Origin of the sequence: Methylobacterium sp. SyP6R (assembly GCF_019216885.1) — a bacterium.
In the GTDB taxonomy this organism is placed as follows: domain Bacteria; phylum Pseudomonadota; class Alphaproteobacteria; order Rhizobiales; family Beijerinckiaceae; genus Methylobacterium.
Window position 1 is genome coordinate 1,042,391 of sequence record NZ_JAAQRC020000001.1, and the last position, 15,416, is coordinate 1,057,806.

At 71.1% G+C, this 15,416-nt stretch carries 15 protein-coding genes; 5 read left to right on the forward strand and 10 right to left on the reverse strand.

Features of this window, described 5'->3' with window-relative positions:
• Positions 1-71 precede the first annotated feature (71 nt).
• Entirely contained in the window at positions 72-1,595 is a 1,524-nt protein-coding gene (murJ, locus tag HBB12_RS04700; protein WP_236988292.1) for a murein biosynthesis integral membrane protein MurJ, read from the reverse strand.
• A gap of 48 nt (positions 1,596-1,643) precedes the next feature.
• Positions 1,644-2,669 (reverse strand): glycosyltransferase family 2 protein, encoded by a 1,026-nt coding sequence (locus HBB12_RS04705; RefSeq protein WP_236988293.1) that lies wholly within the window; start codon positions 2,667-2,669, stop codon positions 1,644-1,646.
• A 106-nt stretch (positions 2,670-2,775) separates the two neighbouring features.
• Between HBB12_RS04705 and HBB12_RS04710 the strand changes: the two genes are divergently transcribed.
• Positions 2,776-3,651: a ChbG/HpnK family deacetylase gene (locus tag HBB12_RS04710; protein WP_236988294.1), complete on the forward strand. Its 876-nt coding sequence runs from the start codon at positions 2,776-2,778 to the stop codon at positions 3,649-3,651.
• A 260-nt stretch (positions 3,652-3,911) separates the two neighbouring features.
• Here the strand turns inward: HBB12_RS04710 and HBB12_RS04715 are convergent, their stop codons facing one another.
• On the reverse strand, positions 3,912-4,511 hold the full coding sequence (locus HBB12_RS04715; protein WP_048429540.1) for a superoxide dismutase: 600 nt from the start codon (positions 4,509-4,511) through the stop codon (positions 3,912-3,914).
• Positions 4,512-4,879: 368 nt separating this feature from the next.
• Here HBB12_RS04715 and HBB12_RS04720 point away from each other — a divergent pair, with 368 nt between their 5' ends.
• Entirely contained in the window at positions 4,880-5,854 is a 975-nt protein-coding gene (locus HBB12_RS04720) for a hypothetical protein (protein ID WP_236988295.1), read from the forward strand.
• Between the two features lie 28 nt (positions 5,855-5,882).
• Here HBB12_RS04720 and HBB12_RS04725 read toward each other — a convergent pair whose 3' ends face one another.
• From HBB12_RS04725 to HBB12_RS04745, 5 genes are all read right to left on the reverse strand, one after another.
• Positions 5,883-7,661 carry a sensor histidine kinase gene (locus HBB12_RS04725; protein WP_236988296.1) on the reverse strand — a complete coding sequence of 593 codons (1,779 nt, stop codon included), beginning with the start codon at positions 7,659-7,661 and terminating at the stop codon, positions 5,883-5,885.
• A 210-nt stretch (positions 7,662-7,871) separates the two neighbouring features.
• Positions 7,872-8,447 carry a CCDC90 family protein gene (locus HBB12_RS04730; protein WP_236988297.1) on the reverse strand — a complete coding sequence of 192 codons (576 nt, stop codon included), beginning with the start codon at positions 8,445-8,447 and terminating at the stop codon, positions 7,872-7,874.
• A 60-nt stretch (positions 8,448-8,507) separates the two neighbouring features.
• Positions 8,508-9,209 carry a tRNA (guanine(46)-N(7))-methyltransferase TrmB gene (gene trmB, locus HBB12_RS04735; protein ID WP_236988298.1) on the reverse strand — a complete coding sequence of 234 codons (702 nt, stop codon included), beginning with the start codon at positions 9,207-9,209 and terminating at the stop codon, positions 8,508-8,510.
• A gap of 160 nt (positions 9,210-9,369) precedes the next feature.
• Complete coding sequence (metK, locus tag HBB12_RS04740) at positions 9,370-10,548, reverse strand: methionine adenosyltransferase (RefSeq protein ID WP_236988299.1); 1,179 nt, start codon at positions 10,546-10,548, stop codon at positions 9,370-9,372.
• A 98-nt stretch (positions 10,549-10,646) separates the two neighbouring features.
• On the reverse strand, positions 10,647-11,096 hold the full coding sequence (locus tag HBB12_RS04745) for a helix-turn-helix domain-containing protein (RefSeq protein ID WP_236988300.1): 450 nt from the start codon (positions 11,094-11,096) through the stop codon (positions 10,647-10,649).
• Between the two features lie 350 nt (positions 11,097-11,446).
• On the opposite strand from HBB12_RS04745, the gene HBB12_RS04750 reads away from it, so the two are divergent.
• Positions 11,447-11,914 (forward strand): MgtC/SapB family protein, encoded by a 468-nt coding sequence (locus tag HBB12_RS04750; protein WP_236988301.1) that lies wholly within the window; start codon positions 11,447-11,449, stop codon positions 11,912-11,914.
• Positions 11,915-11,931: 17 nt separating this feature from the next.
• On the opposite strand, the gene HBB12_RS04755 is transcribed toward HBB12_RS04750, so the two are convergent.
• Together HBB12_RS04755 and HBB12_RS04760 are read right to left on the reverse strand one after the other, a co-directional pair.
• Positions 11,932-12,168 (reverse strand): DUF6894 family protein, encoded by a 237-nt coding sequence (locus HBB12_RS04755; RefSeq protein WP_236988302.1) that lies wholly within the window; start codon positions 12,166-12,168, stop codon positions 11,932-11,934.
• A gap of 89 nt (positions 12,169-12,257) precedes the next feature.
• Positions 12,258-12,530, reverse strand: a complete 273-nt coding sequence (locus HBB12_RS04760; protein ID WP_236988303.1) for a hypothetical protein — start codon at positions 12,528-12,530, stop codon at positions 12,258-12,260.
• 465 nt (positions 12,531-12,995) lie between these two features.
• Here HBB12_RS04760 and HBB12_RS04765 point away from each other — a divergent pair, with 465 nt between their 5' ends.
• Both HBB12_RS04765 and HBB12_RS04770 read left to right on the forward strand, forming a co-directional pair.
• Positions 12,996-13,376: a hypothetical protein gene (locus HBB12_RS04765; protein ID WP_236988304.1), complete on the forward strand. Its 381-nt coding sequence runs from the start codon at positions 12,996-12,998 to the stop codon at positions 13,374-13,376.
• A 1,212-nt stretch (positions 13,377-14,588) separates the two neighbouring features.
• Positions 14,589-15,389: a DNA-binding protein gene (locus HBB12_RS04770; protein ID WP_236988305.1), complete on the forward strand. Its 801-nt coding sequence runs from the start codon at positions 14,589-14,591 to the stop codon at positions 15,387-15,389.
• Positions 15,390-15,416: the final 27 nt, after the last annotated feature.

Sequence of the window (15,416 nt, forward strand, 5' to 3'; positions counted from 1 at the left end):
TTCGCTCCGGCACCTCAGGATGAGGTCGCGGGTGGGATCAGAAGAACACCTGCCGGATGGCCGCAGAAGCCTCACACCCGCCGCAGCCGCACCCCGAACAGCCGCAGGGCCACCAGCAGCGTCGCCCCGTAGGCGACCAGCCCGGCGACCCCGAGGGCCGTCAGCACGGCCAGCTCGCGGAAGCGCGGCATGGAGGGCATCAGGCGGTCGATCAGCGGCAGGCCGCCGAGCGTGCAGGCGGCGAGCACGATGCAGGCGGCCAGCACGCCGCAGGCGGTGACGATCAGCGTGCGGCTCGGCGCGGTCCAGCCGCGGCCATAGGCGAGGCAGAACAGGATCAGCACGTTGACCCAGACGCCGGCCGCGGTGGCGAGCGCCAGGCCCATCACGCCGAGCGGTCCGGTGAGCACCACCTTCAAGCCCACATTGACCGCGACCGCCGTGAGGGAGGCGACGACCGGCGTGCGGGTGTCGTGACGGGCATAGAAGCTCGCCACCACGCTGCGGATCAGCACCGCCGCCGGGAGCGCCAAGCCGTAGGCGGCCAGCACCGCGCCGGAGCGGGACGCCGCCTCGGCGTCGAAGGCGCCGCGCTGGAACAGGGCGGTCATGATCAGGTCGGGCACCAGCAGGAACGCCACCGCGAACGGCGCCGACAGGGCGAGCGAGAAGCCGGTGGCGCGGTTCTGCGCCGCATGCGCCCCGTCCGCGTCGCCCGCCGCAACCCGCCGGCTCATCTCCGGCAACAGCACCGTGCCGGCGGCGATGCCGATGACCCCGAAGGGTAGCTGATAGAGCCGGTCGGCATAGTAGAGCGCCGAGACCGCGCCGGTCGGCAGGAACGAGGCGATGATCGTGTCGGCGAACATCGCGATCTGCACGCCGGCCGAGCCGATCACTGCCGGTCCGAGCATCGCGAAGAACCGGCGCATGCCGGCATCGTTCAGGGTCGGGCGCACCAGGGCGGGGGCGAGCCCGGCCCGCCGCGCATCGGCCCAGACCAGCAGGAATTGCAGCACGCCGGACAAGGCGACGCCCCAGGCTGCGGCGTAGCCGGCATTCGGGAACAGGAAGGCGAGGGCAAGCGCTCCCAGCAGCGAGACGTTGAGCAGCACCGGGGCGGCGGCGGCGGCCGCGAAGCGCCGCCTCGCGTTGAGGATCCCCGAGAGCAGCGTCACCTGGGTGATGAACAGGAGGTAGGGGAAGGTGATGCGGGTCAGCGTCACCGCGAGCGCGAATTTTTCGGGCTCGTCGGCAAAGCCCGGGGCGAGGGCCCGCACGATCACCGGCATCAGCGGCAGGGCGAGCGCCAGCAGCGCCACCTGCACCAGCAGCATCAGGGTGTAGACCCGGTCGGCGAAGGCCCGGGCTGCGCCGTCCTCGGCGTCGAGGGCGGCGTAGGTCGGCACGAAGGCGACGTTGAAGGCCCCCTCGCCGAAGATCGCGCGAAAATGGTTCGGCAGCCGGAAGGCCACCACGAAGGCGTCGGCGATCGGGCCGGCGCCCATCACGGCGGCCATGAGCACGTCGCGCAGGAAGCCGGTGGCCCGGGAGACCAGCGTCCAGCCGCCGACCGAGAGGATGCTGCGAATCATGCGGCGGTCCATAGCACGGCGCGGCCGCAAGGCACGCGGCCGGACGGCCTAGGCGGCGCCGGAATAGCGCGCCCGCCTTCCCCCGCGGCGGTCGTCCCGGACCGGCCGGTCGTGGCCCGCCGCCGCCGGACCGATCCGCTCGGCCACGACGTAGAGCGGGCGCCGCTTCACCTCGGCGAAGATGCGGCCGATATACTCGCCGATGATGCCGAGCGACATCAGCTGTACCCCGGAGAAGAACATCACCGAGACGATCAGCGAGGCGTAGCCCGGCACGTCGGGGCCGCGCAGCAGGGTATCGGCGACGAAGTAGAGCGCGGTCAGGAAGGCGATGCCCGCGATGGTGCCGCCGAGATAGGTCCAGACCCGCAAAGGCACGGTCGAGAACGAGGTGATGCCGTCGAAGGCGAAGCGGAAGAGCTTGCGAAAGCTCCATTTCGAGGCGCCGTGCTGGCGCTCCTCGACCTGGTAGGGGACGCCGACCGAGCGGAAGCCGATCCACGAATACAGGCCCTTCGAGAACCGGGCGCGCTCAGGCAGCGAGCGCAGCACCTCGACGCCCTTGCGGTCGATGAGCCGGAAATCGCCGGCGCCCTCGGGCAGCGGCATCTCGCCGAAGCGGGCGAAGAGCCGGTAGAACAGCCGCGCGAAGCCGCGCCGCATCGCACTCTCGTCGTCGCGGTCGGTGCGCTGGGCGTAGACCATCACGTTGCCCTCCTGCCAGCGCTCCCAGAAGGTCGCGATCAGCTCGGGCGGGTGCTGCAGGTCGGCATCCATGATGACGACGGCGCGGCCCTCGGCATGGTCGAGACCGGCCGCGATGGCGATCTCCTTGCCGAAGTTGCGGCTGAACGAGACCGCGCCGATGCGCGGCTCGGCCCGGTGGTGGGCCGCCACCACCGCGGCGGTGTCGTCGTGGCTGCCGTCGTCGACGAACACCACCTCGTAAGACTGCGTCAGGCGCTCCAGCACCGGAAGCAGGCGGGCGAGGAGCGGGGCGACGTTGGCGCTCTCGTTGAAGACCGGTATGACGACGCTCAGGTCGACCGGCTCAGGCTGTCTGAACAGCTCCACGGCGCTGTCCCTCGTTTCGGTGTCTCTGCGCCGGCGGGGGCCGGCGGCGGGCGGTCATCAAGGCCGGTGCGGGCACCGGCGGCTCTCTCGGCGCGAGATCTACGCGATGCTTCCTGAACGGCACCCGGTCGTGCTCTGCGCCGACGATTACGGCCTGAGCCCGGGCGTCAGCCGGGGCATCCTCCACCTGGCGCGGATGGGCCGCATATCAGCCACCGGCTCGATGACCAACATCGCGGCCTTCCCGGACGCGGCGCCCGCCCTGCGCGAATTGCACGGCGCGGTGGCTTTAGGCCTCCACCTCACCCTGACGACGGGCGCCCCCCTCGGAAACCTGCCGCGCCTCGCGCCCGATGGACGGCTGCCGCCGCTGGGGCGGCTGATGCGGCTTGCCCTGTCGGGCGGGCTGAGACCTCAGGACGTGCGCCCCGAGATCGAGCGCCAGCTCGACGCCTTCGTCGGCGCGATGGGCCGCCTGCCGGATTTCGTCGACGGTCACCAGCACGTCCACGTGCTGCCGGGGGTGCGGGGGGCGCTTCTCGCGGCATTGTCAGACCGGGGCTGGCGGGGCTGGCTGCGCGACCCGGGCGACCGTCTGAGCGCGATCCGGGTACGGCCGCAGGCCGGCAAGGCCCTGGTGGTCGCAGGCCTCGGGCTGGGTTTTCGCGTGGCGGCCCGGCGGGCGGGCCTTGCCACCAATCGCGGCTTCTCCGGCTTCTCGGATTTTTCGGAAGGGGAAGGGTTCGCCGAGGCGTTCGAGCGGAGCTTCCGGGCGCTCGGACCGGCTCCGGTGGTGATGTGCCATCCGGGCGAGATCGACGACGGCTTGCGCGCCCTCGACCCGGTGGTGGCGAGCCGGCCGCTAGAGCTGGCCTATCTCGGCTCCGATCGCTTCGCGGAATTCCTGAAGCGGGAGCGGGTTCGGCTGGTGCCGCGGCCGGAGAATGCTCAGGCGCAGATGCGCTCTGCTCGACAATCCTGACACCCGCCATGTCATTCCGGGGCCGCGCAGCGGAGCCCGGAATCCAGAGTCGCGGATCGTTCAGGATCAAGCGAGGAGCGCCCCGCTTCGTTCTCCAACACCTGAGCGTCTGGATTCCGGGCTCCGCTTACGCAGCCCCGGAATGACGCGGTGGGTTCGAGATCTGTCGAGAAAGCCAAACAGGCTCTGCGTTCCGCCATAGAAAACCCCCTCACCCGGGAGGGGAGGGGGTTTCAGGATCGATAACGATCCGGCACCGATCAGGCGATCGCCTCGCCGTACATCTTCTCGACGTGCTCCCAGTTCACCAGGTTCTCGATGAACGCCTTGAGGTAGTCGGGACGGCGGTTGCGGTAGTCGATGTAGTAGGAGTGCTCCCACACGTCGACGCCGAGGATCGGCTTGGCGCCGTGCACCAGCGGGTTCTCGCCGTTGGGGGTCTTCATGATCTCGAGCTTGCCGTTCTTCACCGCGAGCCAGGCCCAGCCGGAGCCGAACTGCGACACGCCGGCCTGGATGAAGTCGGCCTTGAACTTGTCGGTGCCGCCCAGATCCTCGGCGATCTTCTTCTCCAGCGCGCCCGGGATCGCGCCGCCGCCATTCGGCTTCATCCACTGCCAGAAGTGGATGTGGTTGTAATGCTGGCCGGCATTGTTGAACAGCGGCTGGTTCTGGCCGTAGGAGGCCTTCACCACCTCCTCGACGCTCTTGCCGGCGAGCTCCGAGCCCTCGAGGAGCTTGTTGCCGGTATCGACATACGCCTTGTGGTGCTTGTCGTGGTGGAACTCCAGCGTCTCCTTCGACATGTAGGGCTGCAGCGCGTCGTAGGCGTAGGGGAGTTCGGGCAGCGTGAAGGCCATCGGCGTGTCTCCGGATCTCACGGGTCGGGCGCGGCGGTCCCCGAGAGGCGCAGCCGCGGCACCCGCGTCTACCTAAGTCGGCCCCGCGCCCGCGGCAACGCCGCAGGCCCGCCGTCACGGCCATCATCCCGATCTTTGCATCCCGATCTTGGCATCCCGATCCGCGACCGGTCCGGAGCTTTCCGGGGGGGTCCGGGGCTTTCCGGGGGCGGAGTCCAGGGAATTCAAGCGCGGCCGTTTTGCAAAAGCGGCCCGTGCGCCTAAATCTGAGCCTGGCGGGCGGGGCGGCGGCCCCGGACCCGCCCGTTCGGCTGCTCGCGTCGCCCGCGGGGCAGCCCCGTTTGATCGCCAGTGCCCCGAGAGTCCGAATGATCGTCGCGTTGACCGTGCTCGCCCTCCTGATGCTGATCGGCGGTCTCGCCGCGATGGTGCAGGGCATTCCCTTCGTGCGGCTCGAGGTCGGCTGGACCATGGTGATCGCCGGCACCGTCGGGGCGAGCGCCGGCGCCGTGCTGCTGGGCATCACCGCCGCGGTCGCGCGGCTCGGGCGCATCGAGCGCGCCCTCGCCGGGCACGCCCCGGCGGCGCGCCCCGCCGCGGACCTCGCTGCCGCCGAGACCAGTGCCGCCCCGGTCCGGGCGACCCGCAACGAGCCGGTCCTGTCACCCGTCCTGCCGCCGATCCCGTTCCCGGCCGCTCCGCCCCCCGCCCCCGAGCCGCGCCCGGCCGAGCCGACGGGCCTCGACGGCGGGACGGCGCTCGCGGCCGGCGCCGCGGTGGCGGCAGCCGGGCTCGCGGCGAGCGAACTGCGCCTCACCCGGGCCGAGGATCCGGACCTTTCGGCGGGGCGGCCCGACGATTCACGGCAAGAGACCGCATCGCAGGAATCCCCGCATCACGCGCCTGCGCCGTACGATCCTTCGCCGCGCGAGCCCGTCGCTCAGGAGTTCACGACGCCTGAACAACTTTCGGCGCATGAGACCGTCGCGCACGAGCCGCCGATGCACGACCCCGCGGCTCACGAGTCCGCGCCGCCACCGCCCGCGGAGGAGCCCCGGCCCGCACCGCCGCACGAGGCCGCGCCGCCGCCCGCTCCTCCGGCCCCCGAGCCCGTCGCCGAAGCGCCTCTGCCGCAGGAGCCCCCCTACGAGGACCTTCCCCCCGAGGAGCCACCGGGCAAGACGGTGATCGGCACCTACGATTCGGGCGGAAACACCTACACGATGTATGCCGACGGCACGATCGACGCCGACACGCCGGCCGGGCGCTTCCACTTCGCGTCGATCGAGGAGCTGAAGGTCTTCCGCAATGCCGGGGGCGAGGGCGCGGCCCGCAGCGCCTGAAGCGGCCGCCTCCAGCGTCGCCCGGGTCTTACAACGTCGCCAAGGGGTTGAGGGCGGCGTTGCGGGCCGGCAGGGGCGCCAGCATGGTCAGGACGAGGCCGCCGGGGGCGTAGTCGGTGGCGACCTCGGCCTGGACCTGGGTGGTGAGCACCCGCTGGAGCAGGCGCGAGCCGAAGCCCTGGCGGGTCGGCGGCGCCACCGCGGGGCCGCCGGATTCCTGCCAGTGGAAGCGCAGGCGCGGCCGGTCCGCCCCAGGCTCGACGCTCCAGCGGATTCGCACCCGGCCGCTGCGGTTCGACAAGGCGCCGTACTTGGCCGCGTTGGTGGTCAGCTCGTGGATCGCCATGCCGATCGGTACCGCGATCTCGGAAGGCAGGTCGACCGCCGGCCCGTCGAGCTCGATCCGCCCGCCGGAGCCGGCCCGCATCTCGCCGTCGGCATAGGGGCGCAGCTCGTTCTCCAGCAATCCGCGCAAGGAGGCGGTCTGCCACACGTCCTCGGTCAGCACCGAATGGGTGTGGGCGAGCGACATGATGCGGCCGACGAAGGCCTCGTAGAAGCTGTCGATGCTCGATGCCGTCCGGGCGGTCGAGCCGACGATCGCCTGCACCGTCGCCAGCGTGTTCTTCACCCGGTGGTGCAGCTCGCGGATCAGCAGCGACTGGCGCTCCGCGGCGAGCGTCCGGTCGGTGATGTCGGCGACGACGCCGATCAGGCGCCGCGGCAGGCCGGCCGGCCCGTCGCGCTCGAACCGGCCGGCCATCTCGATCGTGCGCCAGACCTCGCCGCCCTCGTCGTCCGGGCGACGGATGCGGGTCGTCGCGTGCAGCACCCCGTCGCCGTGGAGCGCCGCGGCGACGGACCGGCGGAAGGCCACCTTGTCCTCCGGGTGGACCACCGTGCGGAAGAACTCGCGCATGCTGATGGTGCCGTCCTGCGGCCGGCGGCGGAAGATCTCCCACATCCGCTCGTTCTCCCAGATCGACTGGTCGTCGAGCACATGCCATTCGAAGATGCCCAGCGCCGCCACGGTGGTCGCCACCCGCAGCCGCTGCTCGCGGTCGTGCAGGGCGCGCCGCGCCTCTTCCCGGGCGGTCACGTCCTGGAGCACGCCGATCATGCCGGTGAGCGTCCCGTCGGGCGCGAGGGTCGCCTGGCCGCGAGCGGAGATCCAGGCCTCCTGGCCGTCATTCGCCCGGCGGACGCGCATCTCGACCGCGTAGGGGATCGCCTTGGCGACGGCGTCCTGCACCGTCGCCCGGAGCCGGTCGAGGTCGTCGCGGGAGACCATCTCCTGCAGCCCGGCCCAGGGGGGCGTCGCGCCGGCCGGGTAGCCCAGGATCGCCGCGGCCCGGTCCGACAGGACGACGCGGCCGTCGGCCGGGCTCCAGCTCCACTCGCCGAGCCCGGCGGAGGCGAGCGCCAGATGGGTCTGCTCGGAATGGGTCTGCCGGGCCTCGGCGGCGGCATCCGCGACGGCCTCGACCGCGACGATCCGGCAGCCGTCCCGCTCCGGCCCGGCCCGGAGCCGCACCCGGATCGGGGATCCGTCGGCCCGGCGCAACCAGGCCTCGCCGGCAAGGTCCGGACTGGTTCCCGAACCCTGCGGGTGGTCGAGATCGGCGAGGCTGCGGCCGCGCAGGGTCGCGGGATCGGTGCCCAGAAGCGCCGCCAGGGCCGGGTTGGCGGCGAGGATGCGCCGGTCCGGTCCGCTCAGGCAGGCGAGGCCGACCGGCGCGCCCTCGAAGGCGAAACGGGGAAAAACTTCATCCGGCAGGCCGGGGGCGGCGTCGGGCCTCTGGTCCAAGACAGCGCAATCCTGGTGAACGGGGAGACGGGCAGGCGGGGTGCACCGGCTCCCGCGCGCCGTCCCGAGCCGACTTGCCCCGCCCGGCCCGGCTTGGCGGTTTCGCGGGGAAAACATGCCTTTCCGCGCGCCCGGCGGCAAGGTCGGCCGTCCGCCCCCCTGGCGCGGTGCGCCGGAGCACGTCGCGGCCGAAACGGTGCGATGCCCGCCTCAGCGGGCCGGCATGTATCGGATCGCCGCGATCAGGATGCCCCCGAGCGCCACCAGCATGGCGCCGAGCTTGATCGTCATGCGCTGTTCGAGGAGCTTCATCTCCGACCGGACGGAGGCGAATTCGGTCCGCGTCTCGATCTTGAAAGCCGCAATCTCGGCCCGGACAGCCGCGAACTCGTTCTTCATTTCCGATCGGACAGCGGCAAACTCGGCCTTCATCTCCGAGCGAACCGCCGCGAACTCGTTCCGGGTTTCGAGCTTGAAGGCCGCGAGTTCCGACCGAACCGCCGCGAACTCGTTCCTCGTCTCGATCTTGAAGGCCGCGAGCTCCGCTCGGACGGCCGCGAATTCGGCTTTGGTCTCGGCCTGGAAAGCCGCGATCTCGGCCCGGACGGCAACGAACTCGGCTTTGACCGAGCCTTCGAGGCCCTGCAGGTCGGCCCGGGTCGGCAGGCCGCCCTGCACCGCCTCGGCGAACACCTCCGACAGCCCCTCCGCCTGCTCGGCGGAGAGATGGGCCCGCTCCCGGAGGGCGCGGGCGAATTTCAGGGTGTCGAAGGCGACGGCGGTCATGGCGCGACCCTATCACGGGCCGGGTTGACGCGACAGGAGCCGAAAGCCGTCCTGCGCGGCCTACACCCGCTCGAAGGTCAGGTAGGTCGGCCTGCGGCCCTCGGCGGTGGTCTTCGCCTCGTAGCGGGTGCCGGGCCATTCCGGCCATGGCGTGGTCCAGTCGGGGCCGCGTGTCGCCGTCCAGCGCAAGCGAGGGGAGCGAGCGGCGCGGACCAGGGTCCAGCCGGCGTAATCGTCGATGTCGGAGGCGAAGCGGAACTCGCCGCCGGGCTTCAGCACCCGGGCGATCTCGGCCAGGGATTCGTCGGACACGAAGCGTCGCTTGCGCTGCCGGCGCTTCGGCCAGGGATCGGGATAGAGCAGGAATACGCGCCCGATGCTGGCATCGGGCAGCCGCGGCAGCAGCTCCATCGCGTCACGGTCCCAGAGGCGGACGGTGTCGATCGCCTCGTCGTCGAGGGTGCGCAGCAGCTTCACCACGCCGTTGACGAAGGGCTCGCAGCCGATGATGCCGGTGCCGGGATTGAGCCGGGCCTGCGCGGCGAGGTGCTCGCCGCCGCCGAAGCCGATCTCGAGCCAGGTCTCGGCGACCGGACGGGGAAACAGAGAGGGGGGATCGAGGCGGCCGGCCTCGGGCAGGCGCAGGCGCGGCAGGAGGTCGGCGAGGCGCTCCTCCTGGCCCGGGCGCAGGCGCTTGCCCTTGCGCCGGCCGTAGAAGGCGCGGGCCCGCTCGGGGCCTGCGTCGGTGTCGTGGTCGTCCATGGTGTCCCGGTGCCGAGAAAGGGGCGCATGTGGATGCCCCGCTAAAGCATTTTCCGACGAAGTGGAGACCGGTTCGTCGAAGAAAATACGGCAAACACAGAACGAGAGCGGCGTACGATCGCGATGCGATCGTACGCCGCTCTCGGACCGGGGCGCCGGATCAGGCCAGGGCGCCCTTGAGCTGGCCGACGAGGTCGGTGCGCTCCCAGGAGAAGCCGCCATCGGCCTCGGGCTCGCGGCCGAAATGGCCGTAGGCCGAGGTGCGGGCGTAGATCGGCTTGTTGAGGCCGAGATGGGTGCGGATGCCGCGGGGCGACAGATCGACGAGCTGGCCCAGGACCGACTCGAGCTTCGCCTCGTCGACCTCGCCGGTGCCGTGCAGGTCGACGTAGATCGACAGCGGCTTGGCGACGCCGATGGCGTAGGCGAGCTGGATCGTGGCCCGGCGGGCGAGGCCGGCGGCGACGACGTTCTTGGCGAGGTAGCGCGCCGCGTAGGCCGCCGAGCGGTCGACCTTGGTCGGATCCTTGCCCGAGAAGGCACCGCCGCCGTGGGGCGCCGCACCGCCATAGGTGTCGACGATGATCTTGCGCCCGGTGAGGCCGGCATCGCCGTCGGGGCCGCCGATCACGAACTTGCCGGTCGGGTTGACGTGCCACACCGTCTGGTCGGTGACCCAGTTCTCGGGCAGAGCCGCCCGGATGTAGGGCTCGACGATGGCCCGCACGGCGGCCGAATCGAGCGATTCGTCGAGGTGCTGGGTCGAGAGCACGATCTGGGTCGCCTCGACCGGGCGGCCGTCGACGTAGCGGACGGTGACCTGGCTCTTGGCGTCCGGGCCGAGCTTGGCCGCGTTACCCGACTTCGCCTTGCGGGCGTCGGCCAGGTCCTTGAGGATCTTGTGGGCGTAGTAGATCGGCGCCGGCATCAGGGCGGGCGTCTCGTCGGACGCGTAGCCGAACATGATGCCCTGGTCGCCCGCGCCCTCATCCTTGTTGCCCGCGGCGTCGACGCCCTGGGCGATGTCGGCGGACTGGGCGTGCAGGTAGATGGCGACGTCGTTGTGCTTCCAGTGGAAACCGTCCTGCTCGTAGCCGATATCCTTGACGGCCGCGCGGGTCAGCTCCTCCAGGTCCTTGAAGGTCACCGAATCGGGGCCGCGCACCTCGCCGGCGATCACGATGCGGTTGGTGGTCGCCAGGGTCTCGACGCCGAGGCGGGCCTCCGGCATCACCGCCAGGTAGGCGTCGACCACGGTGTCGGAGATCCGGTCGCAGACCTTGTCCGGATGGCCTTCGGAGACCGACTCGCTCGTGAACAGGTAATTGGAACGCGGCATGGCGTGCGAAGCCCCCAGGGTCTCTTCGGGCGCGGCACGTCGGCCGATTTCTACCCGACTCTTCGATCGCGGGGTTCTGGCAGCCGGAATCCCGAACGTCAATCCGACGGAGCGGAGACGTTCGCTTTATCGAACGATTGTTGCCCTGACAGCGCATGGTCGACGGCGCGAACGAGGCTGCCGAGGGCTTGGCGGCGATCGCCGTCGAGATGCGTGTCGGCGGCCCGGGCGACCGCCTCGGCGAACCCGGTCCATCCCTCGAGCGCCTCCAGCCGGGCCTGCGGCCGGTCGCTGAGCCCGGGCTGCGGCAAATCGCGGCCCGGCATGCTCTCGAAAAAATATCCTACCGGCACGCCGAGGACCCGCGCCACGACGTCGAGGTCGGTGGCGCTCAGGCGGTTGGCGCCCTTCAGGTATTTGCCGAGCTGGGAGAGCGAGACATCGAGGGGGCCGGCCAGCGCCTCCCGGCTGAGCCCGGCGCGCAGGCGCCGCTCCTCGATGAGGCTGCCGATATGCACGTCGCGGTAATCCGCAGGTTTCCCGGCCATCTCCCGGCTCGCAGGTCTGCCCGCGCGTCGCGCCGCGGCGTGGAAGGCGACGGGGTGATTGTTGATTCCCGATCGTTGCGATCGCGTAAATGCCCGCTTTTTGGCCGAACGCGTCATCCGTCATAGCGGATGGAGCGACCTGCGCCGGACCGGGCGACGACGCCGGTCTTGCAACGTCCGGTGCGGCGCCCTACCCGGGCTTGACGACTGGTCGGGAAGGATGGGCCGTGTCCCGTTCGCGCGAGGGAGACGGGCCGGGACGGGCGGCGTGAGGAGCGATGCATGAGGATCGTCATGGCGCATCCAGTTCCCCGCTCAGGTCTGGCTGCGGCGCGGAATTCGTGACCGCGATGCTCACGACTACCGACATCTGCCTCCGCCTCGGCGCCGCCGTGCTCGCCGGGGGACTGGTGGGCATCAACCGCGAGATGCATTCGAAGCCCGTGGGCGTGCGCACCCTGGGCCTGGTGGCCCTCGGCGCGGCCCTGGTGACCCTGGCCGGATCCGGCTTCTCCGACGAGGGAACGGACGCGAATGCCAGCCGGGCGATCCAGGGCATCGTCACGGGGATCGGCTTCCTGGGCGCCGGCGTGATCGTCAAGCGCGAGGGCCACGGCCGGGTGCACGGCCTCACCACCGCCGCGGCGATCTGGGTGACGGCGGCGCTCGGCATCGTCTGCGGCCTCGGCGCCTATCGCCCGCTGGCGCTCGGCACGGGCTTCCTCCTCGCGACCCTGATGGTCGGTGGCTTCGTCGACCGGGCCATCGACGAGAGGCGGAAGAGGGCGGAGGGTGGGAGTGCGGGTCGGGACGGGTGAGAGCGTCAGGGGCGTGTCTATCGAGGCTCCGGCGACATCGTCAGGACGAGGGAGGCCTCCAGCACGCGCCGGCCCGATGCATCCCGCACGGAGGCCTGGCAGCGCGATGCCTCGCCGGTGCAGGCCTCGGCGCTCATCATCTCGATCAGTGCAGATCGGACATAGTCGCGCGCCGCCTCCAGACCGGGCAGATCGACCCCCACGTCGTCAATGACGGCGATGCCATCGAACCTGTCGACGTAGTAGAGGGGCATTGGGTCACCTTTCGTGAATACCGGCGTAGGACATACCGGTCTCTCAGGGAAAGGTTCCCGGCGCCGTGCTCCGGGCCCTGCGCCGACTTTCAGCCGCGCGGCTGCATGTTCCGGCTCAGGTCGATCAGCTCGCGCTGCACCTGCCGGTCGAGGTCGCTCGGCGCGTCGCCGGTGACGGCCACCACGATGCGCTGGCGGGCCTCTTCGAGGAAGGCGGTCGCTTCGCGGCGGTCTCCCCGCAGATACAGCGATCCGAGCTTCTTCTCCCGCCAGAGGACCGAGATGATGAACTCGCCCGGCGCGACTTCCTCCAGCTCGATCTGGAGCGGGGTTCCCTGGGGAGGATGGCCTTCGTGCGCCATGATGCCGGGTTGCGCCGTGAGAGAAGCGACCGGGACCGGGCGCCTTGCGCAGCCCATAGCGCGAAATCGGGCGGCGGGGTACCGCGATCTCGCGGCCGGATCACCGTAAATCCCGCACCGTCACACCTGCGCTGCCGACCCGACGCGCGCCGGCCGCGCTCCCGCCAAAAAAGAAGCCGCCCTCGCGAGCGGCTTCAGTCAGGGAGGAAACGCCCTAGGAGGGCAGCAGCACTACGCGGGAGCGCGATGCTGCATTGCAACAATTCATCTCGCGCCGCATCGTTCCGCCCTGCGGCGTGCTTTCGCCGGGGCCCGGACGGCACCGGCCCGATCTCCCGCGAGACATGATCGCCGGCAAGGCATCGGGCGGTCGTCGTGCCGCAGGGCGCAAGCCGTCGCGCCTTCGAACTTCCCTCCGCGGCGGGCGTAGTCCCGGGACATCCATCCCTCTTGCGAGCCGAGGCCATGAGCGACGACACCGACGTTCCCCCGCACCTGTCGGCACAACGCGCCGATCCGCCGGCCCCGGTCGACGCCCCGAAGCCCAACACCGCGATGCTCAAGGGCGACATCGATTCCGGCCGCAGCGGCGACAAGGTCGAGGTGTTCGATCCCGGCATGGCGATGCTCGGAACCTGCGAGGAGGCGGGCGGCAACGCCCTCTCGCCGAAGGACATCGCCCGGGCCCGCTTCGCCGAGATCAAGGAACGGTGGCGCTTGTCTCCCCGCAAACCGGGCTACGCCCACGACCATGCCGACCCGACGCTGGCCCTGTATGTCGGCTTCATCGGGGTTGCGGGGGTGGGCCTCTCCGCGGCGATCTGGCTCATGCGCGCCGCCGCGTGATCGCCGCGAACCGGCGGGCGTCAGGCCCGCCGGAACGCCAACGCCGCCCGGACCGGCGCCGCCGCCAGGGTGAACAAGGCGCCGACCGTCAGGACGAGGGCGACGGAGAGGAGAGCGCCGAAGATGCCGATGAAACGCATGGTGCCGCCTCGCTGGAACGGTGTCGGGCCGCGTCTCGGCGGCCGGGTCGGATGGCAGGACGCGCCGCAAACAAGGCAGGAGTGAGGACTCGAAGACACGCTCAAGCTTGAATCGCAAGGGTCGCGACACTCGGCCTCGCTACCGCCGGGCCGCGGGGTGACCGGGGCACGACACGCAGAACGCCCGCCGGAGGGTTAGGACCTCGGCGGGCGCTCCGTCATCGTGGATTGGGGAATCCGCTACTGTCCCGGAAACGTGCGGCCGGCACACCGGTTCCGGAGGAGGCGGACAGGCATCCGCAGGTTACCGGCCGATACGGCTTCCGGAAGAGTCCTTCCGGACGCCGTATCACCAGCCCGCGCGGTGAAGCCGTAGGCTTCACACGCCTGAGCGAAGCCGGTTTCCGCCTCGCGGAGCGATCAATCGGAAACCATATGAGACGCACCGTTCCGGTGCAGCCTCACCCCTGGACACCAAGCAGTCAGGGCCGGATCGCCGCCGAGGCGTGCCAGGGCTTGCGGATGTCCCGCCGCCGATGATCCAGCCGGGACGAGCACTGCCCGGACCGGATGCGACGCGGGTCCATGATCCGTCCGCATCGGCCGATCGACGACATCTCGATCCAAAGAAATTTTTTCAGCCGGCACAACGGCCCGGCCCAAGCGTGGCGTCCCCGGCAGGGCTCGAACCTGCGACCCCAGGTTTCATACCACTTCGGCTTTCGCCGCCGCCGCGAGGCGTTCGTGGTCTGGACTATCCCTTCACCGTAGGCCCCCCGAGAATCCTCGAAGAGCCCTTAGGTGCCGCCCGTCTAGTCTCTACACCTTCCCGACCTGGCGGCCGGGCTTGGCTCGGGATCGGCGTGAGGCCGCGAACGGCTCGACGCTTTCCCCGACTTTGAGCGGATCCGCCGCGCGGTTTCCCGGCGCGACGCCCAATTCGGTTTAGGAAACCTGTGCTCTGTCCAGCTGAGCTACGGAGACCCACGGCGAGCCTCTTACCATCCCGGCCGCTTTCCGCCAACCTCGCCGATGAGGCGGCGGGCAGGCATTCACCACGGGCTTTTCCACCATGAGAGGACGGATCGCGGCAAGTCTCGGCCTCGGCCTCGCGCTCCTCGCGGGGGCGGCGGCGGCGAGCCCGCGCGGGCGCGAGCCGCCGGCCTGCCGGGGCCGCATCGCCGCAGAGGACCGGATCGAGGCGGTGGCCGCGCGGGGCGAGCTCGTCCTCGCCTCCGGGCGGCGGGCGCGCCTCGACGGGGTGCGCTGGCCCGACGACCCGGCGGCGGCCGAGGCCGCGCGGGCCTGGCTCGCCGGGTTCGCGGGCCGGACGCTCGCCACCCGCGAGGCGCCGGAGCCCGACCGCTGGGGCCGAATCGTCCTGGACGCCGCCACACAGGGTGGGGAGCCGGCCGACCTCGCCGGCGGGCTGGTGGCGGCCGGGCTGGTCGCGGTCGATGCCGGGGAGGGCGACAGCCTGTGCCGACCCGGCCTGCTGGCGCTGGAGGACGCGGCCCGCCGCCGGGGGCAGGGGCTCTGGGCGGCGGCACCCCCGGTGCCGACCGAGGAGGTGGCGCGGCTCGCGACGATGGTGGGCCGATTCGCGGTCGTGGAGGGGAGGGTGCGCAACGTCGGCGAGCGCGAGCGCCGCACCTACCTCAACTTCGCCCCTTTCGGTGCGGAAGGTGTTACGGTCACGGTGTCGAAACGCACTTGGCGGATCATGCTCGAACGTGGTTTCTCTTCCCCGGCGCTTCGGGGGCGGCGCGTGCGGGCTCGCGGCATCGTCGAGCTGTGGCGCGGGCCGACCCTGGATATCGGCGCGGCCGAGATGATCGAGATGCTGGACGAGGAGCAGGCGCCGCGGCGCTGATCGCCATGGGGTGGTCTTTCACGCGAA

What these genes read in the sequence shown, in the direction of transcription:
- HBB12_RS04760 (WP_236988303.1), bottom strand. Translation starts at nt 12,530, where the DNA reads ATGGCGCACGAAGGCCATCCTCCCCAGGGAACCCCGCTCCAGATCGAG.
- HBB12_RS04755 (WP_236988302.1), bottom strand. Translation starts at nt 12,168, where the DNA reads ATGCCCCTCTACTACGTCGACAGGTTCGATGGCATCGCCGTCATTGAC.
- HBB12_RS04710 (WP_236988294.1), top strand. Translation starts at nt 2,776, where the DNA reads ATGCTTCCTGAACGGCACCCGGTCGTGCTCTGCGCCGACGATTACGGC.
- HBB12_RS04750 (WP_236988301.1), top strand. Translation starts at nt 11,447, where the DNA reads ATGCTCACGACTACCGACATCTGCCTCCGCCTCGGCGCCGCCGTGCTC.
- HBB12_RS04770 (WP_236988305.1), top strand. Translation starts at nt 14,589, where the DNA reads ATGAGAGGACGGATCGCGGCAAGTCTCGGCCTCGGCCTCGCGCTCCTC.
- HBB12_RS04715 (WP_048429540.1), bottom strand. Translation starts at nt 4,511, where the DNA reads ATGGCCTTCACGCTGCCCGAACTCCCCTACGCCTACGACGCGCTGCAG.
- HBB12_RS04730 (WP_236988297.1), bottom strand. Translation starts at nt 8,447, where the DNA reads ATGACCGCCGTCGCCTTCGACACCCTGAAATTCGCCCGCGCCCTCCGG.
- trmB (WP_236988298.1), bottom strand. Translation starts at nt 9,209, where the DNA reads ATGGACGACCACGACACCGACGCAGGCCCCGAGCGGGCCCGCGCCTTC.
- HBB12_RS04745 (WP_236988300.1), bottom strand. Translation starts at nt 11,096, where the DNA reads ATGGCCGGGAAACCTGCGGATTACCGCGACGTGCATATCGGCAGCCTC.
- metK (WP_236988299.1), bottom strand. Translation starts at nt 10,548, where the DNA reads ATGCCGCGTTCCAATTACCTGTTCACGAGCGAGTCGGTCTCCGAAGGC.
- HBB12_RS04765 (WP_236988304.1), top strand. Translation starts at nt 12,996, where the DNA reads ATGAGCGACGACACCGACGTTCCCCCGCACCTGTCGGCACAACGCGCC.
- murJ (WP_236988292.1), bottom strand. Translation starts at nt 1,595, where the DNA reads ATGATTCGCAGCATCCTCTCGGTCGGCGGCTGGACGCTGGTCTCCCGG.
- HBB12_RS04720 (WP_236988295.1), top strand. Translation starts at nt 4,880, where the DNA reads ATGATCGTCGCGTTGACCGTGCTCGCCCTCCTGATGCTGATCGGCGGT.